Below are 25,736 nucleotides of genomic sequence, written 5' to 3'. Positions count from 1 at the left end.
CGCAGGTTTATAATCTGCGGTTTTAACTTGTCTTAATAAACACGATTCAGATTACCCTGTATGATTTTTAGTATACTTTTATAAAAAAAGCCGTTGCTCATAAAACAACGGCTTTCTTATTTTTAAGGCTTTAAGCTAATAAGCTTAGGCTTTACCAATCACTTCTAAGCCACCCATGTATGGGCGTAATACTTCTGGTATAACAATTGAACCATCAGCTTGCTGGTTGTTCTCTAAGATTGCTACCAATGTACGACCAACAGCTAAACCTGAACCATTTAGTGTATGAAGTAGCTCTGGCTTTTTCTCGCCCTGACGACGGAAACGCGCTTGCATACGACGCGCTTGGAAATCAACCATGTTTGAACATGATGAGATTTCACGATAGGTGTTTTGTGCAGGTAACCATACTTCTAAATCGTAAGTTTTTGCTGCGCCAAAGCCCATATCACCCGTACATAAAATCACTTTACGGTAAGGAAGTTCTAATGCTTGTAAGATTTGCTCAGCGTGACCTGTAAGCTCTTCTAGCGCTTGCATTGAATCTTCAGGCTTTACTAGTTGTACTAATTCAACTTTGTCGAATTGGTGTTGACGAATAAGACCACGTGTATCACGGCCATAGCTACCTGCTTCACTACGGAAACAAGGCGTATGCGCTGTTAAACGAATTGGTAAGTCGCTTTCGTCGTAAATTTCGTCGCGAGCACTGTTCGTAAGCGGTACTTCAGCTGTAGGAATTAAGCTAAAACCAGGTTGTTGCTGACCGTCGTCATCCACTAAACCTAAGGTGTGGAATAAGTCACCAGCAAACTTAGGTAATTGGCTTGTACCGTATAAGCTTGCGCTATTAACAAGGTAAGGCACATACATTTCTGTATAGCCGTTTTTGTCTGTGTGCGTATCCAGCATGAACTGCGTAAGAGCACGGTGCATACGTGCAACTTGACCGCGCATAACGGTAAAGCGTGCGCCACTAATTTTAACGCCCATTTCAAAATCTAGGCCATTTACGTCTTGACCAACATCAACGTGATCTTTTACTTCAAAGTCGTATGACTTAGGCGTACCCCAGGTTGAGATTTCAACGTTTTGGTCTTCGTCTTCACCTACTGGTACTGACTCATCAGGTAGGTTTGGAATAGCAAGTGCAATTTGCTTAAGCTCTTCAAGTACTGCGTCTTGCTCAGCTTTAACGCTGTCTAGTTGATCACCAAGGTTACTTACTGAATCAAGCAGCTGTTGTGCTTTTTCGTGCTCGCCTTTCGCTTTTGCTTGGCCGATAGCTTTGGAACTTGCGTTACGCTCACTTTGAAGTTCTTGCGTTTTTACTTGTAATGTTTTGCGTTTTTCTTCAAGTGCAGTTACCGCTGCAGTATCAAGTTCGTAACCGCGTGATGCTAAACGTGCAGCCGCTTGTTCGATATCTTGACGTAAATATTTAGAATCTAACATGTTAGTTTTTAACCTTTTTGCATTACCAGCTGAAGGCCCAGCCAAGCCATAAATATACACACCACCACGTTTAAGGTGATATTGAGGGCCATTTTAAAAAAGTGACCTTGTTGCAACAGCAACAACGAATCCATTGAGAATGTTGAAAAGGTGGTCAATGCACCTAAAAAGCCAATACCAATTAAGGTTTTAGCGGGGCTAACAGCGATTATTTCTTTTTCAATCAAGCCGTATAAAATGCCCATTAACAATGAACCAAGAATATTAACTGTCAACGTGCCAAAAGGGAATCCCCTACCGAGCAGTTTTAGCATGGTTTCGCTAAGAAAATAGCGTAAACACGCCCCTGAAGCACCGCCCATTGCAATCATCATGTAAAGTTTCAAACTATTCATAACGTTTAATATCACTTTGCTCGTTGCGCTGAGTTAAATATTCCAGCTTTTGTTTAATTTTTTGTTCAAGGCCGCGATCAGTTGGAAAGTAATACTGGCGATCATTAATTGCCTCAGGGAAATACTTTTCACCTGCAGCAAATGCACCTTCTTCATTGTGCGCATAACGATATTCAGCGCCATAACCCAAGTCTTTCATTAAGCTAGTTGGTGCATTACGTAAATGCTCTGGCACCGGATGACTCGGCTCATTTTTAGCATCTTGCAGCGCTTGGTTAAACGCCATATACACAGCGTTACTTTTCGGCGCACTGGCTAAATAAATGGTGGCTTGTGCTATAGCGCGCTCACCTTCACTTGGGCCAACACGTTGAAAAATATCCCACGCATTGAGTGCGACTTCCATAGCTCGTGGGTCGGCATTGCCAATATCTTCTGTGGCAATCGCTAATAAGCGCCTTGCCACATAAAGCGGGTCACCGCCACCAGCTAGAATACGGCAATACCAATATAAGGCACCATCAGGTGAACTTCCACGCACTGACTTGTGAAACGCTGAAATCAAGTCGTAAAACTCATCGCCGCCTTTGTCATACTTGGCTAAATGTGTTGGTAGCACTTGGCTTAAAACATGTTGATCAACAAGATATTTGCCCTGCTGCTCTGTGGTTAAATCAACCGCTTGTTCTAACAAGTTAAGCACTTTACGCGCATCGCCATCACTTGCTTGGCAAAGGGCTTGTTTAGCGTTTTCGGCAATGTCAATGTGTTTTTGGCTGAGCTCTACGTCTTCACGTAAGGCGCGCTCAATGACGGTAAATAAGTCGGCTTGCTCAAGTGCTTTTAATACATAAACACGGGCACGAGATAATATCGCGTTATTAAGTGCAAATGATGGGTTTTCAGTGGTTGCACCAACAAAAATAAAGGTACCGTCTTCGATATGTGGTAAAAATGCATCTTGCTGAGATTTATTAAAGCGGTGCACTTCGTCGACAAACAATAAGGTGCGTTGCCCTCGCCCGGCAAGATTTGCTTTCGCTTCGCTTACTGCCTCACGAATATCTTTTACACCCGCTGTGACTGCCGACATTTGAATAAGGCTGGCATCGGCATGGTTAGCAATAATCTGTGCTAATGTAGTTTTTCCAACGCCAGGTGGTCCCCACAGAATAAGACTGTGGCAGCGACCTGCAAGAATCGCTTGGTAAAGAGGTTTATCGGGGCTTAATAGGTGCTGCTGACCTATGTAGTCATTGAGTGTTTCGGGTCGCATGCGCGCCGCAAGTGGGCGCACATCAGGTCCAAAGTTAAATCCGAGGTTACTCAAGCCTTAATCACCTTGGCTTTGGTCGTCAACTTCAACGCCGTCAGGAATAGTAAATTCAAAGGTTTGAGTTGCTAGTGTTTCGTTTACCTTGGCATCCTTAAAGGTAAATAAAGATTGCTGGCCTGAAGTATCTAATACCGTTAGTGATGCTAGGCCTTGCTCTTTGGCATTAAAGCTAATGTCTAACTTTTCAACTTGGCTCTCAACGCCTTTGTTTGGCGTGACACTAAAGCCAGCATCGGTTGCCACAACTTGGTATTTAGCCCATTGCTCTGGATCTTTTGAGGTCAACAACACAAATGGTGTTGAATCAATCAGGCTGTGGGTATTCATAATGGTAACTTGCTCAGCAAAGCTGTCGAAGTAATACGTTTTATCGCCATTTGATACAAACAAGGTATCGTCTGGGCTTTGTTGTTGCCAGCGGATCATCATAGGCTGCTGAAGGGCAATATTCCCCTCACCTTGCATAATAGCTTCACCTTGCGAATCGGTCACTTGCTGTGAAAACTCTGCTTTAAAACTTTTAATCGCAGCCAGTTGTTGTTGCAACGCTTCGCTGTCATCTGCAAAACTTTGACCGCTTAATAAACAGCCCACAACTAAGGCTAGGTATTTAAATTTTTTCATTAATTTGCTCCACCATTTGGCACTAAGACTTCGCGGGCACCGTTGTGTCCTGGTGCGCTAACAATGCCTGATGTTTCCATTTGTTCAACTAAGCGTGCTGCGCGGTTATAACCTACGCGAAGCTTACGCTGTACACTCGATACCGACACTTTGCCAGTTTCAATTACAAATGATACTGCTTCATCGTAAAGCGGATCTGACTCTTCATCACCGTCTTCACTGGTTTCTCCTGGGAGTAAAATTTCCTCTGCGGCATCACCACTTAAAATTTCATCGATATAATTTGGTTTGCCACGTTTTTTCCAATCGTCTACAACCGCGTGAACTTCGTGGTCATCTACAAACGCGCCGTGTACACGCACTGGTACACTGGTACCTGGCGGTAAGTAAAGCATGTCACCCATACCTAGTAAGTTTTCAGCGCCTTGCTGATCTAAAATAGTACGCGAGTCAATTTTACTTGATACTTGGAACGCCATACGAGTTGGAATATTCGCTTTAATCAAACCTGTAATTACGTCAACCGATGGGCGTTGTGTTGCTAGCACTAAGTGAATACCGGCAGCACGGGCTTTTTGCGCGATACGTGCAATCAGCTCTTCCACTTTTTTACCCACGATCATCATCATGTCGGCAAATTCGTCAATGACCACCACAATGCTTGGTAGTTTATCTAGCTCTTCAGGGCCATCGGCCATGCCGTCGGTATCTTTAAAAAGAGGATCGAGTATTGGATGACCCGCTTCTTTGGCATCACGTACCTTTTGGTTATAACCTTTTAAGTTACGTACCCCAAGTGCCGACATAAGCTTATAACGACGTTCCATTTCGCCTACACACCAACGCAATGCATTGGCTGCTTCTTTCATATCGGTAACAACTTCACATAATAAATGTGGGATGCCTTCGTACACAGAAAGTTCAAGCATTTTCGGGTCGATCATGATCATACGAACATCATCAGGGCCCGATTTGTACAGTAAGCTTAATATCATTACATTAACGCCCACTGACTTACCTGAACCTGTGGTACCCGCAACAAGTAAATGTGGCATTTTGCCAAGGTCAGCACAAACAGGCTCACCTGCAATGTCTTTACCTAGCACCATAGTCAGTGGCGATGGATTTGATTCAAACTTAGGTGCGTTAATAACTTCGCTTAGACGCACTATTTCACGATGTTTGTTTGGCAGTTCTAAACCAACATAGGTTTTACCCGGAATAACCTCTACAACACGCACACTGACAGCAGACAGTGAACGCGCTAAATCTTTAGCTAAGCCAGTGATTTTAGCCACTTTAATACCCGGCGCCAAATCAAGCTCAAAACGTGTAACAACAGGGCCTGGGTATACACCTACAACTGCTGCTTGAATATTGAAATCAAGGAGTTTGGTTTCAACTAAACGCGAAATACCGTCAAGCTCTTCTTGTGATAACGGATTCTTCGCTTTATCTGGTCGGTCTAATAAATCAAGTGACGGTAAAGGATTAGCCGGCGGCTCTTCATCTAATAATGCTTCAAATTTTTCTTTCGCCGTTGGCGGTGGCTGATACGCAGGCTTTGGCTTGGGCATTGGGCGCGCAGGTGATACGACTGTCGTAGTCGGTTTTTCTGGTTCGGCATCTACTACAGGACTTTGGTCAAGTGCATTCAGTGCCGATACGGTGTCGAAGGATTCATCATCAAGTGCACTAAAACCTATTTCTTGATCCAAAATATCATCTAGCTCATCGAACCCCTCAAACTCGCTATCTGGCTTTTTAGTCTCGTTCGATGATTTTTGCTTAGCTTCATTCTCTTTATTAAAGCTGATTGACGGCTCGTTATCTGGCTCAACAAAGTTAGCATCCGACTCAGTCTCTGTTACAGGTTTGATAGCCTCTTTTTCTCGATGTAACCACGCAGATAATTGTTCACGCAAGAAATAGAAAGCTTGCATGACCCATTTACCGACAAAATCAACAAATTGAACCCACGACACACCGGTTAAAAGTGTTAAGCCAGCAAAGAAGAAGCAGAGTAAAAGAATCGAAGTACCAGTAAAATTAAACGTTGGCATCATCGCTGAGGCAATGATATCCCCCACTACCCCGCCAGATGAGAAATTATAAATATCATCAAAATTTATACTACTAATTGCTGTCGCTGACGTTATAAATAAAGCGAACCCGATAACTCTTAACGACAATGTGGTGTAGTCAAGCTGGAAAATACGATGTGGTTGTTTAAACAGTAAATAGCCGAACAATTGGATAGCGGCAGGCACTAGATAAGCTAACCAGCCAAATGTAAGCAGCAATATATCTGCTACCCAAGCACCCGCAGAACCTGTAATATTTTTTACATTGACGAACTCACCAGTTTGCGACCATGATGGATCGGCCGGATCAAAACTAATTAATGCACATAAAATAAATACTGCTGCAAAGGTACTAATAATTAGTCCTGTTTCTAGCAGTCTTTGAACACCATTTAGGCGCATAGCTCCCTATTCCTTATTATTCTTTACAACTGATCGGTTAGCAGTGAAATACCTTAGCAGGAAATGCCGTTTTATGCACTTTATCTTAACCATGATGGACTGATAATGAACAAGTTTTTATTACTCTACCTGCATTTTAACAGCTTAAGCAATATATGGGCGAATAATCACGCCTTGCTCACCTTTCACTTCTTCCATAACTACATAAGTACGACTTTCACTCACATTAGGGAGCTTTAACAAGATATCCCCTAAAACATTGCGATACTCTGACATATCGTTAACACGTGTTTTTAATAAAAAGTCAAAGTTACCTGACACTAAGTGGCACTCAATGATTTCATCGTGTTTTTTTACAGCAGCATTAAATTCTTCGAATACATCAGGTGAAGTTTTAGTAATAGTCACTTCAACATAAACAGACAAACCTTGCCCAAGCTTAGCAGGGTCAACTACAGCCTTGTAACCTACTATATAACCTTCCCTTTCGAGCTTTTTTACCCGCTCTAAACAAGGGGTGGCACTTAGCCCTACACGCCTTGCTAGTTCTACGTTAGAGATCCGACCATCAAGCTGCAATTCCATCAAAATTTTACGGTCAATTCTGTCGAGTAATTGATGCATAGCGCCAACCAGAGTTTTAAACTATTAAAAAATATATTTTAGATTATATCACTAGATAATACATAAAAAAAGGTGAGACACACTGCCTTGTCATGAATATAATAGTCGAAAATTTCATCCCGTTCTATTAAGGCGAAAAATTATGATTATTGGTGTACCTAAAGAAATTAAAAACCATGAATACCGTGTAGGTATGGTTCCTGCGAGTGTTCGTGAATTAGTAAACCATGGCCACCAAGTGTTTGTTGAAACTGATGCAGGTATGGGCATTGGCTTCACTAATGAAGACTATGTTATTGCAGGCGCTGAAATTCTTCCTACAGCAGCAGACGTTTTTGCTAAAGCTGACATGATCGTTAAAGTAAAAGAGCCACAAGCTGTTGAGCGTGCGATGTTACGTGAAGACCAAATTCTATTTACTTATCTTCACTTGGCACCAGATCTTCCACAAACTGAAGACCTAGTTAAAAGTGGTGCTGTGTGTATCGCTTACGAAACAGTAACTGATGCACGTGGTGGTTTACCACTTCTTGCTCCTATGAGTGAAGTTGCTGGCCGTATGTCTATTCAAGCGGGTGCGCAAGCGTTAGAGAAATCTAACCACGGTCGTGGTATGTTACTTGGTGGTGTACCAGGTGTTGAGCCAGCTAAAGTTGTTGTTATCGGCGGTGGCATGGTTGGTCGTAGTGCAGCGCAGATGGCTGTTGGCCTAGGTGCTAACGTTGTCGTACTTGATCGTAATATCGATGTACTTCGTGCTCTAGACGCGCAATTTGGTAATAAAGTACAAGCTATCTACTCTACTGCTGACGCGTTAGAAAAACACGTACTAGAAGCTGACCTTGTAATCGGTGGCGTATTAATCCCAGGTGCAGCTGCGCCTAAACTTGTAACTGCTGAGCACATTAAAGCAATGAAACCTGGTTCTGCAATCGTTGACGTTGCAATCGACCAAGGTGGTTGTATCGCAACATCTAAAGCAACAACTCACGCAGATCCTACATACATCGTTGATGACGTTGTTCACTACTGTGTTGCTAACATGCCAGGTGCTGTTCCACGTACTTCTACGTTCGCACTTAACAACGCGACATTACCATTTATCATCAACCTTGCTAACAAAGGCTACAAGAAAGCGCTTCTTGACGATGCACACTTCTTAAAAGGCTTAAACGTGATCAAAGGCCAAGTTACTTATAAAGAAGTAGCTGAAGCATTCAACATGGAATATGTTGACCCACGTACAGCGGTTGAAAATGCTTAATTAGCATTTTGGCACAAAAAAAGCAGCGAATTCGCTGCTTTTTTTATACCTGTTTATTACTGGGATTAAATAAACCGTTTGATTATAAAGTCGACCTTTACACGCTTAGCTTGCCCAAGTAACTTTTTCACTGGCAAAGGATAATCGTCCATTGTTTCTAAGTCCTGCGGCCCTGTCAGTCGACGACAGTGAGTTAAAATGGCTTTTTTCTCTTGCTCAATTTGTGGCAAGATTCGTTGCTCAGGATCATCAATTAAAATACCATTCTCGATATCTAATCCCCACGCACGAGGGTTTAGATTATGACCACTCAATAAATGAGTACGATTATCTCTGCAAATTCCCTTCAAATGAAAAGAATTGCTTTCATGCTTCCACAGATAGACATTTAAGTTGCCATTGACAATATGACGCTTTTGAGATTTTAAAAACTTATATAAAATCGTTTCATATAAATACGGTAATGCCCCAATTTTACTAAATGGCTCACTGGGTGGAAGATAAAAATCATTTGCCGTTTTATCGCCTACCACAATAGTCACTTGTTTACCTTGTTTTAATAATCGACGTAGCGATCGCAGTAACGGCGCAGGAAAATTAAAATAAGGTGTGTACAGAACTAACTCTTGCTCTGTCGTATCAAACAAAGACTTAATTAAGCGGTTTAGCTTATTACTACGGCGACCGAGGCCCAAAAATAGCCGAACCCCCAGTTGTGCAGAACTTGCTTCACTGGCACTGTTATAGCTGGCAGATTTAAGCTCTCGCATGAGCTGCTTTTGCGCAACTTTTATATCATTAAATTTTGTTAAGGGGCGGCAGTCGAGACGCGGGACAGCTTCAGAACTAAGTAGGTACGTATGGATAAAATCAATAACCGAATTACATAAGCCTGCTTGATTAACAAGAAAATAACGGTCAAGGCGATATTTATCATCTTGTTGTAAGTACACGTTATTTAGGCTTGCTCCGCTGTAAAGCAAGGTGTCATCAATAACAAAACCCTTTAAATGTAGTACGCCAAATAGCTCTTTTGCCTTAACTGGCACACCATAAACTTGCACATTAGATTGAAACTCTTCGAGAAAGTCGCAATACATGCTGGCGTTACCCTCTGATTTTGCAGCGCCTATTAAACCTCGTTGCGCGCGATGAAAGTCTACCAACACCTTTATATCTAATTCGGGATTAGCCAAAGATGCTTCATGTAAAGCGCTTAGTATTTCACGTCCTGCTTCATCATCTTGCAAGTACAACGCAGTAATATAAATTCTTTTTGTCGCTGTGCGAATTAGTCGTAATAACTCACTGCGATATTCTTTTGCATTGGTTAAGACTTTTATATCTTCTGTAGTCAGCCCAAATGCGGGCTTTTCCTGCCAAAATACCATAGTTGCCTGTTCGGTTGTTTAGCTCTTGTGTGTAAGCTAATATCAAAATTAGCTAAAACATACCAAAAAAAAATTGCTTGGTCATGAATAAACGTACTTTGTTGGTGCAATACATTACTTTGTGATTATTTAATAACCAAAACCGAGCTCTAAACTCTACTAATAGAGTATTTACTTAATAAGTACGTACTGCTGGTTTGACTCGTATATTTGTTTATACATACTTTTTTAAGTAAGGATTATTTGACAGCTTTGCGATTTCTGCAAAAAAATAATCAGCCCTTTTGTTTACATCCGCCTTGTTTTTCTTAGAATCGGGCGCATTAACAATCGTATTAAAACGTATTTAGGAAAAACCATGACGAACGCAAAACATTGTAAACTTCTCATTTTAGGCTCAGGCCCTGCTGGTTACACCGCAGCTGTTTACGCTGCCCGTGCCAACCTTAATCCGGTTCTTATTACCGGTATTCAACAGGGTGGACAATTAACAACCACCACAGAAGTTGAAAACTGGCCTGGTGATGCTCATGGTCTAACGGGTCCTGCGTTAATGGAGCGAATGAAAGAACATGCTGAGCGCTTTGAAACAGAAATTGTTTTTGATCATATTAACAAAGTAGATGTATCTAAACGCCCTTTCACATTAACTGGTGACTCTGGTACGTATACCTGTGACGCGCTTATCATTGCAACAGGTGCTTCTGCAAAATACTTAGGCTTAGAGTCTGAAACAAACTTCCAAGGCCGCGGTGTTTCAGCGTGTGCAACCTGTGATGGTTTCTTTTATCGTGGTCAAAAGGTTGCGGTTGTTGGTGGTGGTAATACGGCTGTTGAAGAGGCGTTATACTTATCTAATATTGCAGAAGAAGTTCATGTAATTCACCGTCGTGATAGCTTCCGCAGTGAAAAAATCTTATCAGATCGCTTAAAAGAGAAAGCACAGAACGGTAATGTAGTTTTACATTATAACCGTACTTTAGACGAAGTATTAGGCGATGAAATGGGTGTGACAGGTATCCGTATCAAGGCTACAGATTCACAAGAAACAGAAAACCTTGATCTTGCTGGTGTATTTATCGCAATTGGTCACAAACCAAATACCGACATGTTTGAAGGTCAGCTTGAAATGAAAGACGGCTATTTAGTTGTTGAATCTGGCTTAAACGGTAACGCAACACAAACAAGCGTCCCGGGCGTGTTTGCTGCAGGCGATGTGTCTGATCACATTTACCGTCAAGCAATCACATCAGCTGGTACTGGCTGTATGGCAGCACTTGATGCAGAGCGTTTCTTAGATAACCTATAATTTTGTTAATCTAACACAACAAATTTAGGGGCTGTTACCAACAGCCCCTTTTTTATAACTAAGATTTTGTTAAAATTAAGCTAAATAACAACGATAACGCAATATGATCAAGCAACTATACCAACTCTCAGCCGAGGGTGTCGATTTTCCAAATCCTGAATTTGCGCTTGACGAGCCAGATGGCTTATTAGCTATTGGTGGCGATTTATCCGTTGAACGCATCAAAAATGCTTACAAACATGGTGTCTTTCCATGGTTTAGTGATTATGAGCCGATTATGTGGTGGTCGCCTAGCATGCGTGGTGTTATCGAGTTGGACGAATTTCACGTGAGCCGAAGTTTGAAAAAACATTTGAAGCGCACTCCTGTTCGCGTCACGGTCAACCAAGCGTTTGCACATGTTATTAATGCCTGTCGAGAGCAGCGCTTAGATGCCGAAGGTACGTGGATCACTGAACAAATGATGCATGCCTACATCGAAGCACATCATCAAGGTGTCGCGCATAGCCTTGAAATTTGGCAAGATGACCATTTGGTCGCAGGCCTTTATGGCATTATGCAAAACGGTATATTTTGTGGCGAATCAATGTTTCATCATACATCCAATGGTTCGAAGTTAGCTATGTGGGCGCTTGTCAATTGGTTAAAAAAACATAATGCACATTTTATTGATTGCCAACTTGAAAATCCCTACCTGATAACGCTAGGTGCAAAAGTTATCCCGCGGACTGAATTTTTAACTAGACTTAAACTAGCCCAACAATACGTACCAACATCGCACATGTGGCAACCGCAAGAGTTGATAAATATTTATGACTGAGCATTTACCCACTAGGCTAGGTTTGAGCCAGCAATTTGATTGCAGTTATTTACCAAACCGAAAAGAACAACTGTTAGTTATTCTTGATCCAAGCTGTTACTGCGCTGAGAAGTTTGAACAACTACTCGCGCTAGGATTTAGGCGCAGTGGCGATCAAATTTATCGACCGCACTGTCCAGCGTGCAAGGCATGTAATTCGATAAGGGTGCTTGCACAGACGTTTCAACCCTCAAAATCACAAAAACGTAAATTAAACAAAGCGCAAAAAGTATTCACTGTTAATTACAGTGAGTATGAACGAGCAGACTATTACCCTCTTTACTGCAAATACATAACGCAGCGCCATCAAGATGGTTCAATGTACCCACCAGAACAAAATCAGTACGAAAGTTTTTTATTCTGTCAGTGGTTACCTATCACATTTATTGAGCTACGTGATGGAGATAAACTTGTTGCAGTTGCTGTTACTGATAATATGGATAATGCCGTCTCTGCTATTTATACGTTTTTTGACCCTGACTACGAATCGTACAGCCTCGGCAGTGTAATGATCATGCACCAAATAGAATTTGCAAAGCAACAACAAAAACAATTTGTCTACTTAGGCTATCAAATCGACGAATGTAATAAAATGAAATATAAAACCCAATTTTTGCCAGCACAAAAGCACATTGGCGATCAGTGGTTGGCGATTTAATTTACAAAATTAAGCCCTGTAGCTTTACTTATTGCTGTATTTTCGGCAAAATCTGCAGCGTTTAACTATTAAAGAGGTGTTACGCTAAACATGGCGAAAGAAGACGTAATCGAAATGCAAGGGACAGTCCTTGATACTTTACCAAATACAATGTTCCGAGTTGAGCTAGAAAATGGTCACGTTGTTGTGGCTCATATCTCTGGTAAAATGCGCAAAAACTACATCCGCATCTTAACTGGCGACAAAGTAACCGTAGAAATGACTCCTTACGATTTATCGAAAGGTCGCATCGTATTCCGTGCTCGCTAGTGCGTTAACGAGAGATTTAGCTTTTTGCTGCTTTGAATGAGCAGATGTGTTTATTACAAAGAGCTAAAAGCGTTTGTTAAATGGTGTTAAAACTAGCCTTAGTTTTAATTCCATTTAATAAACAAAAAGCCCAGCATTTGCTGGGCTTTTTGTTGCCTGTTTTAGGCTGTTTCTAAGCTTGTTTCATATTCAAAGTGAATTTTCTTATCCTTCACGGAGACTTTTACAGAGCCCCCATCTGATAACTCACCGAATAATATTTCATTAGCGAGTGGCTTTTTAAGCTCCTCTTGGATAACGCGAGCCATAGGACGCGCACCCATTGCTTTATCGTAGCCTTTATCAGCTAACAGCTCTCGTGCTTTAGAAGTCAGCTCCAAATTAACCGATTTTTTATCAAGTTGTGCTTGTAATTCAACAATAAACTTATCAACCACCTGTAGGATCACCTCTTTTTCAAGGTGGTTGAACCAAATAATATTATCTAAACGATTTCTAAATTCTGGTGAAAATACCTTGTTAATTTCACTCATTGCATCGTGTGAATGATCTTGCTCAGTAAAACCTATTGACTTACGCACAGTCTCTTGCACACCTGCATTCGTCGTCATCACCAACACAACATTTCTGAAATCAGCTTTGCGGCCGTTATTATCAGTCAATGTACCGTGATCCATAACTTGTAATAAGATGTTGTAAATATCAGGGTGTGCTTTTTCGATTTCATCAAGGAGCACCACGGCATGCGGGTTTTTGATAACCGCTTCAGTCAATAGACCGCCTTGCTCAAAACCAACATAACCTGGAGGCGCACCAATTAAACGGCTGACTGCATGACGCTCAACATACTCAGACATATCAAAGCGAATAAATTCAACGCCCATACACTTAGCAAGTTGTTTAGTCACCTCTGTTTTACCAACCCCTGTAGGACCTGCAAATAAGAACGAGCCCACTGGTTTATCTTCATTTGCAAGGCCTGAACGTGATAATCGAATAGCAGACGTGAGCGCGTCAATTGACTGGTCTTGCCCAAACACTAACATTTTTAAGTTACGGTCAAGGTTTTTCAGCGTCTCTTTATCACTTGAAGACACGCTTTGCTGTGGAATACGCGCCATTTTCGATACGATCAGTTCAATATCGGATACGCCAATCGTTTTCTTACGTTTTGATATAGGCTGTAAGCGCTGATTAGCCCCTGCCTCATCGATAACATCAATTGCTTTGTCTGGTAAGTGGCGTTCATTAATATATTTAGCACTTAGCTCTGCAGCTGCTTTAAGTGCTTTTTGTGTATAGCGTATGCCATGATGTTCTTCATAACGCTCTTTCAAACCATTAAGAATCTTAGTGGTGTCTGAAACACTTGGCTCAAGAACATCAATTTTTTGAAAACGACGCACCAGTGCACGATCTTTTTCAAAGATATTTTTAAACTCGTTATAAGTGGTAGATCCCATGCAACGCAATTTACCACTTGAAAGTAGCGGTTTAATTAGATTAGAAGCATCCATTACACCACCTGATGCCGCTCCAGCACCGATGATGGTGTGGATCTCATCGATAAATAGAATAGACCCAGGTTTTGCTTGCAGCTCTTTGAGCAGTGATTTAAAGCGCTTCTCAAAATCACCACGGTATTTTGTACCGGCCAGTAATGCACCCATATCAAGTGAATAAACAACCGCATCAGCAATTACTTCAGGTACTTCTTTGTTGACAATACGATAAGCAAGACCTTCAGCAATAGCCGTTTTACCTACCCCAGCTTCACCAACAAGCAGCGGGTTATTTTTCTTACGACGACATAAAACTTGAACAGTACGCTCAACTTCACTGTCTCGCCCAACCAGAGGATCAATGTTGCCATCAATCGCTTGTTGGTTAAGGTTTGTTGTAAAGTTCTCGAGCTTAGTCGGCTCTTCACCTTGAACTTCTTGTACCTCTTCATGGATATCATCATGGTCTTCACCGCCAATTTCATCATCGGCTTTGGAAATGCCATGAGAGATAAAGTTGACAATATCAAGACGATTTACATCCGCTTTTTTCAGTAAATAGACGGCTTGGCTTTCTTGCTCAGAAAAGATAGCCACCAGCACGTTGACGCCAGTAACTTCATTTTTACCTGATGATTGTACATGGAATACAGCACGTTGCAGAACACGCTGAAAACCTAACGTTGGTTGTGTTTCACGGTCTTCTTCTAAATCAGGAATAACAGGCGTCGTTTCATCGATAAATTCAGATAACTCGACTTTTAAAGTGCCCATATCTACGCCACACGCATTGAGCGCTTCTCCAGCAGAAGGGTTATCGAGCAGCGCAAGTAAAAGGTGCTCGACGGTCATAAATTCATGGCGGCGTGTTCTCGCTTCGCGAAACGCCGCATTTAAGGTTAGTTCTAAGTCTTTGTTTAGCATTGGCAACCCCTTACTGAGATAATATTTATATACCGTTGTGATGGGCTAAATGTTCACCCTACCTTGGTATTTATTCCTGCTCACAACTACATAGCAGTGGATGCTCGTTATCGCGTGCGTAACGATTAACTTGCTCAGCTTTGGTATGTGCAACATCAGCGCTATAAACACCGCAAATTGCTTTACCATTATGATGAACCTGAAGCATCACATCTGTTGCTCTTTCGCTATCCATATTAAAAAACGTCATTAGTACTTCTATCACAAAGTCCATAGGCGTGTAATCATCATTATTCAAAATGACTTTATATTTTCGCGGTGGTTGCAGCTTTTGCTTCTCACTATCGCGAACCGTTTCAATAACACCAGAATCTTTCATGCCACTCATAATTAAATATAGTCTTGTCTTTAGAACTCAAGCAAACTTGAATAAAAAAATAAATAAATTGTTAAAAAATAGTTCAAAACACTTGACTGATTGACTAAATAAACTACAGTCAAAGATAGATTGATTAAACCTTAGTCAGTCTAGCAAATTACACGGTTTAGAATAACTAAATTAGTCAACTTATAGAAGGATGTAGAAGTATGGCTTGTGGAAAAGTCAAATGGTTCAACAATGCCAAAGGTTTTGGCTTCATCGTAGAAGACGGCAGCGAGACTGATATATTCGCTCATTACTCAACGATTGTAATGGACGGTTATAAAACACTTAAAGCTGGTCAAGATGTAACATTCGAATTGCAACAAGGTCCAAAAGGGTTACACGCAACGAATATTGCCCCTAACGATGAGCTCTCTTAGGTAAAACCTGTTCGAGTACCAAGCGAGCGACCTTGTTAAGATCCTCGCTTACTTCCCTCCCCTAATGTTTCTGATATGACCTTGAAAATCTATTTTTCAACCCCACTTCTACTTTTATTAATAGCTATTTGACGACAAAATTGTTGAATTGTTATTAGCCCTTTAGAGTCAAGCTTGTTACACTCTTGTTGCTTAAATTTAGCGATTTAGTCAATTTTGACTAAGGCTAATGGCTAATTTTATTTTGTCAGCTGTTAAGCTAAAAAACCTTACAGTCTGTCAGTTGTGACTATTTTGATAGCCAATATTAAGTAGTAACACCTAACAGACTGATTGCTATTTTATAGCAGTAAATTTGCATTGTTGAATATGGCTAATTAAGGGTGGCTGTTCACAGCTTAACCAACCATTACGCCAACTATCTAGGAATGATGATGACATCAAAAATTATCTATACTAAAACAGATGAAGCGCCAGCATTGGCAACATATTCATTGTTACCAATTATCCAAGCTTACACTAACGCAGCTGGTGTTGAAGTTGAGACGCGTGACATTTCATTAGCGGGCCGTGTAATTGCTAACTTCCCAGAATACCTAACTGAAGAGCAACGCATTAATGATGCCCTTGCTGAATTAGGTGAAATGGCTAAAACACCTGAAGCAAACATTATCAAGCTTCCAAACATCAGTGCGTCAATTCCACAACTACGTGCAGTAATCAAAGAGCTACAAGAAAAAGGCTATGCCCTGCCTGACTATCCTTCTGAGCCAAAAACAGACGAAGAGAAAAAAGTTAAAGCAACTTACGACAAAATTAAAGGCAGTGCTGTAAACCCTGTACTTCGTGAAGGTAACTCAGACCGTCGTGCTCCAGGTTCAGTAAAAGAGTATGCACGTAACAATCCACACTCAATGGGTGCATGGAGCAAAGATTCTCAATCTTACGTTGCAAGCATGGAAGACGGTGACTTCTTTGGTTCTGAGCAATCAGTAACGGTTGCACAAGCAACTGACGTACGAATCGAGCACGTTGCTGAGAATGGTGACATCACAGTTCTTAAAGCAAGCACACCTTTACTCGCGGGTGAAGTAATTGATGCTTCTCGCATGAGTGCTGCTAAGCTTCAAGCTTTCCTTGCAAAAGAAATTCAAGCAGCAAAAGACAAAGGTGTGTTGTTCTCGTTACACATGAAAGCAACGATGATGAAAGTGTCTGACCCAATCATCTTTGGTCATGCTGTAAAAGTATTCTTTAAAGACGTATTCACAAAACACGCTGATCTCTTCAAAGAACTAGATGTTGACGTAAACAACGGTTTTGGCGATGTTTTCTCTAAAATTGAAAGTTTAGATGCTGCTAAAAAAGCAGAAATCGAAGCTGATATCCAAGCAGTTTATGACAACAACCCAGCTATTGCGATGGTTGACTCTGACCGTGGTATCACTAACCTTCATGTTCCAAGTGATGTGATCATTGATGCATCAATGCCTGCTGCAATTCGTTCAAGCGGTCAAATGTGGAACAGCGAAGGCAAATTACAAGACACGAGCTTTGTCATTCCAGATCGTTGTTACTCAGGTGTTTACCAAGCAACTATCGACTTCTGTAAAGAACACGGTGCATTCGATCCAACAACAATGGGTAGCGTGCCTAATGTTGGCTTAATGGCTCAAAAAGCAGAAGAATACGGTTCACATGATAAAACGTTTGAAGTAGCGGCTGCAGGTACTATCCGTGTAGTAGACAGCGCTGGTACAACTTTACTTGAGCACGCTGTTGAGCAAGGCGATATCTGGCGTATGTGTCAGGTGAAAGATGCACCAATTCAAGATTGGGTTAAGCTTGCAGTTAACCGCGCTCGTGCAACAGGCACACCGGCTGTTTTCTGGTTAGACGAAAACCGCGCACACGATGCACAGTTAATCAAAAAAGTGAATGCATATTTACCAAACCATGATACTGATGGTTTAGACATTCGTATTCTTGCGCCACTAGAAGCAACTCAATTCTCATTAGAGCGCATTAAAGAAGGTAAAGACACAATTTCTGTTACAGGTAACGTTTTACGTGATTACCTTACTGACTTATTCCCAATTCTTGAGCTTGGTACCAGTGCGAAAATGCTGTCTATCGTACCTCTTATGAATGGTGGTGGTTTATTCGAAACAGGTGCAGGTGGTTCAGCGCCTAAGCACGTTCAACAATTCGAAAAAGAAAACCACTTACGTTGGGATTCATTAGGTGAATTCTTAGCGCTTGCTGCTTCTTTAGAGCACCTAGCGGTAAATACTGGTAACAAAAAAGCACAAGTTCTTGCTGATACGCTAGATAAAGCAACAGGTACTTTCCTTGCTGAAAACAAATCACCTTCGCGTAAAGTGAAAGAGATTGATAACCGTGGTTCACACTTCTTCCTATCATTATTCTGGGCACAAGAGCTTGCTGCACAAAATGATGACGCAGAACTAAAATCACAGTTCACACAAATTGCCGCAGATCTTGAGTCTCAAAAAGACCAAATCGTTACTGAATTAAACGATGCGCAAGGCCCAGCGATGAATGTGGGTGGTTATTATCAGCCAAATGACGATGCGGCATTCAAAGCGATGCGTCCAAGCACGACATTTAATGATATTTTAGCTAAGTTAGTTTAGTTTTAATCTGTTATAAGGTGCTTGATAAGCGCCTTTAACTGATATGAAAAAGGCCGCATTTGCGGCCTTTTTAGTTTGTTAGCTAATGCGCTTATTTTGTATACGCTCGAGGCATAGCTGAATCTGTTGTGTAACGCTCACGTAGTTTGTCTTGACGTGCTTCGGTAGAAACCTCTTCACCATTGATCCACATTTTGCTCACGTGTGAATTAAGCTCAAAAGGATCGGCAGACCACATAACTAGATTGGCACGTTTACCTGTTGCAACAGCACCTGAATTAAGCCCAAATACATCGGCAATGTTACTCGTTACAGCACTCAGAGCACCCTGTTGAGTCATACCGTAAGATACAGCGTTACCTGCATCAAAGCGTAATTGGTATACGTTATGGCTTGAGTCACCGGCAACACCAATAATCACTTTAACACCGGCTTTTTCAAGCTTACCTGCGTTAGCAAGGTTTGCATGTAATGAGTCAAAGCTACCTGGTAAGTTAGTCATTGAACTGATGATCACAGGCACATCAGCCTTTGCTAGTGCATCAGCAACTACAACAGCATCATCACCGCCATGAATCACTAAATTAATACCATAGGTTTCTTTTAGCTTAACAAGTGAATAAATGTCTGATGCGCGTTGAACACTCGCAATCAGAGGCATGTCACCAGCAAGCACTGCTGCTAGCACTTTTTGCTCTGGAGAAGGCGCTTTTTTGTCATCTTTTTTAGCTGACTTTTCACCTTCAAGCTTGTCGATAAGTGTTTTCATTGACATCGCACGAGAGCCCTTGCTCTTTTCACCTAGGTGAACAACAAGTGCAACTTGCTTTTTATTAACACTTTCAAAACTACCCGATAAATCAACCACAGATGCAAGGCCAGCAAAGATACTTTCACCGCCGTTAGGGACAATTACATCTTGAGTAATGCCACCCTTTCGGGCGTAAGGAATTAAGCTACTACGTGGGTTAAACGCAAGACTTGGATCAAAATCGATAGTTGCTTTGTCATCACTACCATCACGTGAGCCTGCAACAGCTCCCACCTCAACTAAGCCAAGTTGGTTCATTGTGCCGATAAAGCCTGCAGTTACGATTTGGCCTTTTGCATCAATAGTTGTGTCTGCGTTAATCGATGTCGGGTTAATTGCAACAATTTTGCCATCTTCAAAAACAACGCTTGCGCCTTCTAGCACACCTTGCTCTGTTGAAGTGTGTAGTGTTGCATTTACAATTGCCACAGATGCAGCACTTGCTGTCGCAGAAAATAAGCCAGCAGCAACAAGTGACAGCTTTAATGATTTAGTTAATTTTGTCATCAATGTTACTCCTATTTTTGACCTAGCATGAAATCACTTTGTGCTTGGTATTTATCATCGTTACGATCATAAACTTTGGCACCATCGATAAATACTTGCTCAGCTTTTGCGTACACACTAAATGGGTTTTGATTCCAGATAACAACATCAGCTTGTTTACCCGATTCAAGAGAACCTGTTTTATCATCAATACCCAGCGATTTAGCCGCATTTGAGGTGATCCACTTAATTGCATGTTGTTCAGAAATGTCATAACCAACATCGTTTGCACGATACATAACTTTCCCAGCTTCTTGGTTTAGACGTTGAATGGTTGTATCTGAATCAGAGTGAACAACAGCGCATGAATTTTTAACTGCATCGACAATTGCCACGTTCTCTTGAACCATGTCATAGGCTTCCATCTTAAAACCCCACCAATCTGGCCAAAGTGCTGCACAGTTACCATTTTCTGCCAGTAAATCAGCTATTTTGTATGCTTCAACACCGTGGTGGAAAGTACCTGAGTGATAGCCAAACTCTTTGCCAAGGTCAATCATCATGGCCATTTCTTCTGCTTTATAGCAATGGTTATGAATGAGTATATCGCCCTCAAGTACACCTGCTAGAGTATCTAGCTTAATGTCACGATGTGGTACTTCTGGGTTCTTACCCGCGTCATAATCACTGTCGTATTTATCCCATTGGCGTTTATATTCAGCAGCTTCAATCCATGCAGTACGATACCCTGCCATATTCCCCATACGCGTTGATGGTAGAACACCTTTGCTGCCATAAACACGTTTCGGGTTTTCACCACACGCCATTTTTAAACCATAGGGTGCATCAGGAAATTTCATACCTTGCATTGTATGCGAAGGAACATTTTTAAGGGTTACACCACGACCACCAATCAAGTTTGCTGAGCCTGGTAGAATTTGTAATGACGTAATACCGCCCTCACGAGCACGATTAAAACCAGGGTCTTGTGGCCATACAGAATGCTCAACCCACACCTCTGCAGTCACGGGGCTGGTCATTTCATTACCATCTTGGTGAGATGCAACCGATGGAGTTGGATAAGCCCCTAAATGTGAGTGCACGTCAATAATCCCAGGTGTTACCCATTTACCTTGTGCATCGATTGTTGTATCAGCTTGAACACTTAACCCCTTACCAACTTGTTGTACTTTGCCGTCAACAAAATAGACATCAGCCTCGTCTAAACGCTCGCCGGTGCCTGTTAATACAGTCGCATTAGTGATAAGGGTACTCGTTGAAGTAAGTGGCTGATAAGTGCTTGGATATGGGTTTTTATTAATTGAGACTCTAGGGTCTTGTGGGCCATTATCTTGACAGCCGGCTAACGCGACACCAAGCGCCATGACCAACAAGGATGGTGCAAATTTTTGCATTCTTACGTTCCTCTTTTTTTATTATTTAATTACTTTAACTAATTGTTAATTTTAATGCGAGTAAACGAGGCCAGTGACCAATATACAAGATGAATAACTAGCCTCACAGAGCACTATTTTTTTATGTAATTGTTATATAGCTGCTCTAACGCACCTTCGGTAGTTAAGCTCGGATCTTTGTTGATAAAATGTTTCACTGTTCGTGTAACAAAATCAGAGTTTTGTTTGTGTTGCTTAGCAAAACTTTTTATTAACGTATCTGCGTCACTGGCAGCGGTTACTCTGTCATGGCGATGCCTGTATTGGCCTAAAGCGCGGTTAAAATCACCGTTATAATCTTCTACCACCAGCTTATAAAATTCACTTCGATCGACACCAAGATCATTAATGCAATAATTGAGTGCGTCTTTAAAGTCATAAAATGTCTTACCTTGCACATCAAATTCTGCACGTTTTTCGCGTACAGTGACACTGGCATCTTCAGTCGCATAACTATAACCTTGAAAAGCTAAACGCTCAGCCGCCTCTGCACCTAACTTCATACCGGCCCGAATACTATGAACAAACTCATCACTCATATCATCAAGTTCACTTTCATGCCACATATGGAAAATGCGTAGTGCCTTAGCGTATTTCGTTGTTATTTTCTTTTTCACTTTTATAAAACGTGCATCAATGGTGAGGACACGTTCATTATGCAGTAACGCAAAGCATTCATAACAGGCTGGAATAGAGATAAACTCAGCGTCCTCTCCTAGATCAACAATACTTTGCAGCATATGCAGTGGCGGACAGTAATCACGCTCAGTTGCTTCACATCCGCAGTAGAAACACTGATTAAAGTGTTTTGAGTTTACTGCATAAGCTTGTTGATAATAGCCAGATAGTTTTTTAGTCACTTATTCTCCTCACGTTTTAATAGGCGTTGTAAAACTGATTTAGCGCTAGTGTAAATACTCAAATGTAAGTACGAAGTTAAAACCATAAATTAAACCCAACGCCATTTCGCTTTTTCAATTCAAAGACAAAAATACTTTTCGTTAATTGTGTCAAAAGTAATACTTAATATACAAACTTTTCAATGGGTTAGTTTAATTTATACATATCTTCATACTTACTTACATCTTATCGATTTTCATTAACAGCAACCAGATAAAGATAAGTTAATAATTAAGATGTTCTAACCAAATGGGATAAGCATTCAAACCATTTAATCGCTAAGACATCAACTGGAGAGAAATATGAATACGTTAACAACAACACTTGGAACAGCTCTTATTATTGGCTCATCTGTGATTACTTTTGATACAAATGCAGCGCAATTTGTAGCAGCAGATGATTCACCTGGCACGCAAACGTGTATGGCAATTGCCTCAAACAATCGTTTAGATCTTGTGCATAAAATGCGAGACTTAGGCATCAATAAGCGTGTAATTTCAGACAAGCTTCTATGTAATAATATGTCTACTGCAAAATTTGCGAGTATTTATGGCTTCAATAAGACAGCAAAGTATCTAAAATTAGAATCAACCCAAACAAGTATTCATGACTTGGCAAAAACAGCTGATGATACTGTTATTGTCATTGCTGGTTCTAAGTAAAGCCACTTAGCAACAGGTTTTATATGCCTGTTGCTAACCTTTAAATAAGTGCTGCTAGCAAGCCAAATAAGCCACCAAAAACGCCACCCCAAATCACTAACCAGCCTAAATGCTCTTTAATCATTGTTTGAATAATATTTTTTACCATTGTGGGTGTAAGCTCATTTAAGCGATCATCAACTAGCGCCTCAACTGTCGTATGTAATGAGCTGCCAATATGCGAACTTGCAAAAAGCTTGTCATCTAAAATAGCTTTAAACTCGTCGCTGTGTGAAATGTCAATTACCGCCTCTTTCATTTTCACGATAAACGGCTCACGCATCGGCTCTAAAGCCTGTCGGCCACCGAACATTCCTAGCATACTGCCAAATTGAGAAGCTTCAATCACTTCGATTAATGAGTCATAAGCGGGGCTCAGATTCACGTCTGCTATCACTGGCTCAAGGTCAATATTGGGCTTTGCCATTGCCATTACTTGATCAATTTTTTGCTCAGTAAAGAACTCTGTCATAACCAAGTTTTTAATCGCCACTTTAAACGATTCAAATTTAATTGTTATAACACCCGAACCATATAAAAAAGGGACTTTTTCAAACAACATATGAATTGCAACCCAGTTTGTTACTGCGCCCGACAAGGCAAACAAACCCACTGATAAAACAATTTCATTGTCTAGCAAGAAGCCCAACAATACTAAAATCGCAGCGACAAGATTAGTCACAAGACTTTTGTTCATTCAATTCCCCAGAAAATCTTATTAATCTTGATAATATTAACGCTATGAGTTTGTTAATTCATCGTCTTTTTGCCATAGTTTAGTTAGATGGTCAAAAGGTGAGCAAAACCTATGTGGAATTCAGTGAATGAGCAAATTAGCCAAGCAATGCACTTTGACTTTAAACATACTTTTAAACGCCAATTACAATCACCTAGTAACGATAAATATTTTGAGCTTGCCGATGATTCACACCGTTACTTTGTAAAAGTTGCACATGTCAGTGAGTTAGATCGCCTTGAATGTGAAGCATTTAACCTTAAACTTCTTACCCAAGAGAGCCTGTTTATGGTTCCCGACTGCATCACAGTTGGCAGTAATATCGAATTTTCTTTCATTGTGCTTGAGTGGCTTGAACATGACAAACAACCGCATGATTGTTGGCACATTATGGGCGAACACTTAGCAACTCTACATAAAAAACACACACAAGCTATGTTTGGTTATGACAACGACAATTTTTTAGGTCCGACAGTGCAACCAAATAGATGGCATAAAAAATGGGATGTATTTTTTGCTGAGGAGCGCATCGGTTGGCAGCTTCAGTTACTGCATGAAAAAGGCATAGAACTCGTTAATCAAGATATGTTTATTGCTTTTATAAAGGACATGTTACACGGCCATCTAGTCGAGCCATCTTTGTTACATGGTGACTTTTGGCGCAGAAACATGGGATTCATTCATGCTGTTCCAAGCATTTACAACCCTGCCTGTTATTATGGTGATCGGGAATGCGATATTGCCATGAGTGAGTTATTTGCCCCACTCCCAGACGCATTCTACAGTGCATACGATAGCCAGTACCCACTACAAAATGGTTATCAGCAACGCAAACAAATTTATCAACTTTACCCTATTTTAAATAATGCGAATATTTTTGCTGGTCACTATCTGACTGAAGCTAAACAACAAATTAATTTACTCCTCAAATAATCTCCTTGCCGCTGTAAAGCAAATGTCATAAATGCAAAATCAGAACTATAATTTGCCTTAGAACATGTTCAAATACAGGTGCTAGCCACTTGTTTATTAGCTGGCTAGTAAGTTATATCAATCGTATTAAATATAAATTCATTTTTGATGGGTTAGAGTTTAATAAAGATTGCAATTTAACTAATTCAGGCATGCCTGATTAAGGTAAAAGCTGATGAAAAATCATTTCACACAACGTATTTCATGCCCTCATTGTGGCCACCATATTCATGTTGCACTAGATGCCAGTGATGGTGACCAAGATTACTACGAGGATTGCAGTGCGTGCTGCAACCCTATTCACTTGAATATGCATATAGATTACGCACAGAACAAACTAGAGTTGCATGTTGATAGTGATGATGAACAAATTTTTTAATTTGCTTGCCGAGCTAAGTAGTTCTCAACTGTGTTGATGATAGTGTAAGTTTGTTGATCAACTTCAATATTGAGCCTGTCACCAACACTATATCTATCTAGGTTTGTAATAGCGAGAGTCTCTGGGATTAGGTGCAACCAAAAGCCCTTTTCATCGACCTCTCCTACCGTAAGACTTGCGCCATTTACACTCACAAAACCCTTATATAGAACATACTTTTGCCAAGTATTTTCTATTGCTAACTGAATTTTGCAGTTATCTTGTGTATGTGTAATTGCTAAAATTTCCGCCATGGTATGGATATGCCCAGACACAATATGGCCACCGAGTTCTGTGCCAAATGTTACAGAACGTTCAAAGTTAACCATATCATTTACTTTTAAAAGGCCTAAATTGGTTAACTTAAGGGTTTCATCTATTACATCGAAACTAATTATGGTGTTTTCTTGTGATATCTTTTCAAACTTTACAACCGTTAAACAACACCCATTGATAGCAATACTTGCACCAATTGCTAGGTTATTAGCATAAGCGTCCTTAACGTTTAAAGTGAGCCTTAAAACACCTTCTTGAGTCGCTATATGTTCAACTAGCGCTTGGGTCTGCACAATTCCGGTAAACATAGATATACCTTCTTTTCTTCACTAAATAAGTAACAGCGATTTTTATTGATCTATGAATAGATTACAATGGCTGCCTG

The 25,736-nt window shown here is 40.8% G+C and carries 24 protein-coding genes; 10 read left to right on the top strand and 14 right to left on the bottom strand.

What is annotated here, in order from left to right; genetic code table 11:
- Positions 1-144: 144 nt before the first annotated feature.
- The 6 genes from serS to lrp all read right to left on the bottom strand — a co-directional run bounded on the left by serS (position 145) and on the right by lrp (position 6,920).
- Positions 145-1,455, bottom strand: a complete 1,311-nt coding sequence (serS, locus tag L3V38_RS04335; RefSeq protein WP_237118494.1) for a serine--tRNA ligase — start codon at positions 1,453-1,455, stop codon at positions 145-147.
- 8 nt (positions 1,456-1,463) lie between these two features.
- Complete coding sequence (crcB, locus tag L3V38_RS04330) at positions 1,464-1,850, bottom strand: fluoride efflux transporter CrcB (RefSeq protein ID WP_082389253.1); 387 nt, start codon at positions 1,848-1,850, stop codon at positions 1,464-1,466.
- Complete coding sequence (locus L3V38_RS04325; RefSeq protein WP_130149967.1) at positions 1,843-3,180, bottom strand: replication-associated recombination protein A; 1,338 nt, start codon at positions 3,178-3,180, stop codon at positions 1,843-1,845. The genes crcB and L3V38_RS04325 overlap by 8 nt, the downstream gene beginning before the upstream one ends.
- 3 nt (positions 3,181-3,183) lie before the next feature.
- On the bottom strand, positions 3,184-3,810 hold the full coding sequence (gene lolA / locus L3V38_RS04320; protein WP_237118493.1) for an outer membrane lipoprotein chaperone LolA: 627 nt from the start codon (positions 3,808-3,810) through the stop codon (positions 3,184-3,186).
- Positions 3,810-6,296 carry a DNA translocase FtsK 4TM domain-containing protein gene (locus tag L3V38_RS04315; RefSeq protein ID WP_237118492.1) on the bottom strand — a complete coding sequence of 829 codons (2,487 nt, stop codon included), beginning with the start codon at positions 6,294-6,296 and terminating at the stop codon, positions 3,810-3,812. The genes lolA and L3V38_RS04315 overlap by 1 nt, the downstream gene beginning before the upstream one ends.
- A gap of 144 nt (positions 6,297-6,440) precedes the next feature.
- Positions 6,441-6,920 carry a leucine-responsive transcriptional regulator Lrp gene (lrp, locus tag L3V38_RS04310; RefSeq protein ID WP_062569178.1) on the bottom strand — a complete coding sequence of 160 codons (480 nt, stop codon included), beginning with the start codon at positions 6,918-6,920 and terminating at the stop codon, positions 6,441-6,443.
- A gap of 142 nt (positions 6,921-7,062) precedes the next feature.
- Here lrp and ald point away from each other — a divergent pair, with 142 nt between their 5' ends.
- Positions 7,063-8,184 (top strand): alanine dehydrogenase, encoded by a 1,122-nt coding sequence (gene ald / locus L3V38_RS04305; protein ID WP_130149970.1) that lies wholly within the window; start codon positions 7,063-7,065, stop codon positions 8,182-8,184.
- A gap of 65 nt (positions 8,185-8,249) precedes the next feature.
- On the opposite strand, the gene pssA is transcribed toward ald, so the two are convergent.
- Entirely contained in the window at positions 8,250-9,575 is a 1,326-nt protein-coding gene (pssA, locus tag L3V38_RS04300) for a CDP-diacylglycerol--serine O-phosphatidyltransferase (protein ID WP_130149971.1), read from the bottom strand.
- Between the two features lie 358 nt (positions 9,576-9,933).
- On the opposite strand from pssA, the gene trxB reads away from it, so the two are divergent.
- From trxB to infA, 4 genes are all read left to right on the top strand, one after another.
- A complete protein-coding gene (trxB, locus tag L3V38_RS04295; protein WP_237118491.1) occupies positions 9,934-10,884 on the top strand; it encodes a thioredoxin-disulfide reductase in 951 nt (316 codons plus the stop codon).
- A 103-nt stretch (positions 10,885-10,987) separates the two neighbouring features.
- Positions 10,988-11,704, top strand: a complete 717-nt coding sequence (gene aat / locus L3V38_RS04290) for a leucyl/phenylalanyl-tRNA--protein transferase (RefSeq protein ID WP_130149972.1) — start codon at positions 10,988-10,990, stop codon at positions 11,702-11,704.
- A complete protein-coding gene (locus L3V38_RS04285) occupies positions 11,697-12,401 on the top strand; it encodes an arginyltransferase (protein WP_237118490.1) in 705 nt (234 codons plus the stop codon). Before aat ends, L3V38_RS04285 begins: the two co-directional genes overlap by 8 nt.
- A gap of 90 nt (positions 12,402-12,491) precedes the next feature.
- Positions 12,492-12,710, top strand: coding sequence for a translation initiation factor IF-1 (infA, locus tag L3V38_RS04280; protein WP_002962494.1), 219 nt, complete (start codon positions 12,492-12,494; stop codon positions 12,708-12,710).
- A 161-nt stretch (positions 12,711-12,871) separates the two neighbouring features.
- Here infA and clpA read toward each other — a convergent pair whose 3' ends face one another.
- Positions 12,872-15,136, bottom strand: a complete 2,265-nt coding sequence (gene clpA / locus L3V38_RS04275) for an ATP-dependent Clp protease ATP-binding subunit ClpA (RefSeq protein ID WP_130149974.1) — start codon at positions 15,134-15,136, stop codon at positions 12,872-12,874.
- A 70-nt stretch (positions 15,137-15,206) separates the two neighbouring features.
- Positions 15,207-15,515, bottom strand: coding sequence for an ATP-dependent Clp protease adapter ClpS (gene clpS / locus L3V38_RS04270; protein WP_193988873.1), 309 nt, complete (start codon positions 15,513-15,515; stop codon positions 15,207-15,209).
- 209 nt (positions 15,516-15,724) lie between these two features.
- Between clpS and cspD the strand changes: the two genes are divergently transcribed.
- Positions 15,725-15,940: a cold shock domain-containing protein CspD gene (cspD, locus tag L3V38_RS04265; RefSeq protein WP_062569186.1), complete on the top strand. Its 216-nt coding sequence runs from the start codon at positions 15,725-15,727 to the stop codon at positions 15,938-15,940.
- A gap of 434 nt (positions 15,941-16,374) precedes the next feature.
- Entirely contained in the window at positions 16,375-18,597 is a 2,223-nt protein-coding gene (locus L3V38_RS04260; protein ID WP_237118489.1) for an NADP-dependent isocitrate dehydrogenase, read from the top strand.
- A 91-nt stretch (positions 18,598-18,688) separates the two neighbouring features.
- Here L3V38_RS04260 and L3V38_RS04255 read toward each other — a convergent pair whose 3' ends face one another.
- The 3 genes from L3V38_RS04255 to L3V38_RS04245 all read right to left on the bottom strand — a co-directional run bounded on the left by L3V38_RS04255 (position 18,689) and on the right by L3V38_RS04245 (position 22,208).
- Positions 18,689-19,915, bottom strand: a complete 1,227-nt coding sequence (locus tag L3V38_RS04255; protein WP_237118488.1) for an amidohydrolase family protein — start codon at positions 19,913-19,915, stop codon at positions 18,689-18,691.
- An 11-nt stretch (positions 19,916-19,926) separates the two neighbouring features.
- A complete protein-coding gene (locus L3V38_RS04250; RefSeq protein ID WP_237118487.1) occupies positions 19,927-21,309 on the bottom strand; it encodes an amidohydrolase in 1,383 nt (460 codons plus the stop codon).
- A gap of 113 nt (positions 21,310-21,422) precedes the next feature.
- Positions 21,423-22,208 (bottom strand): hypothetical protein, encoded by a 786-nt coding sequence (locus L3V38_RS04245; RefSeq protein ID WP_237118486.1) that lies wholly within the window; start codon positions 22,206-22,208, stop codon positions 21,423-21,425.
- 342 nt (positions 22,209-22,550) lie between these two features.
- On the opposite strand from L3V38_RS04245, the gene L3V38_RS04240 reads away from it, so the two are divergent.
- On the top strand, positions 22,551-22,910 hold the full coding sequence (locus L3V38_RS04240) for a DUF3718 domain-containing protein (protein ID WP_237118485.1): 360 nt from the start codon (positions 22,551-22,553) through the stop codon (positions 22,908-22,910).
- A 40-nt stretch (positions 22,911-22,950) separates the two neighbouring features.
- Here the strand turns inward: L3V38_RS04240 and L3V38_RS04235 are convergent, their stop codons facing one another.
- On the bottom strand, positions 22,951-23,646 hold the full coding sequence (locus tag L3V38_RS04235; protein WP_237118484.1) for a DUF445 domain-containing protein: 696 nt from the start codon (positions 23,644-23,646) through the stop codon (positions 22,951-22,953).
- A 111-nt stretch (positions 23,647-23,757) separates the two neighbouring features.
- Here L3V38_RS04235 and L3V38_RS04230 point away from each other — a divergent pair, with 111 nt between their 5' ends.
- Entirely contained in the window at positions 23,758-24,618 is an 861-nt protein-coding gene (locus L3V38_RS04230) for a fructosamine kinase family protein (protein WP_237118483.1), read from the top strand.
- 214 nt (positions 24,619-24,832) lie between these two features.
- Entirely contained in the window at positions 24,833-25,036 is a 204-nt protein-coding gene (locus tag L3V38_RS04225) for a CPXCG motif-containing cysteine-rich protein (RefSeq protein WP_062569194.1), read from the top strand.
- Here the strand turns inward: L3V38_RS04225 and L3V38_RS04220 are convergent.
- Positions 25,033-25,659, bottom strand: a complete 627-nt coding sequence (locus tag L3V38_RS04220) for a riboflavin synthase subunit alpha (RefSeq protein WP_130149982.1) — start codon at positions 25,657-25,659, stop codon at positions 25,033-25,035. The two genes, L3V38_RS04225 and L3V38_RS04220, sit on opposite strands and share 4 nt — an antisense overlap.
- Positions 25,660-25,736: the final 77 nt, after the last annotated feature.

It is taken from the genome of Pseudoalteromonas sp. L1, from assembly GCF_021728095.1.
Taxonomy (GTDB): Bacteria; Pseudomonadota; Gammaproteobacteria; order Enterobacterales; family Alteromonadaceae; genus Pseudoalteromonas.
This window is presented reverse-complemented; position numbering and strand designations above follow the sequence as displayed.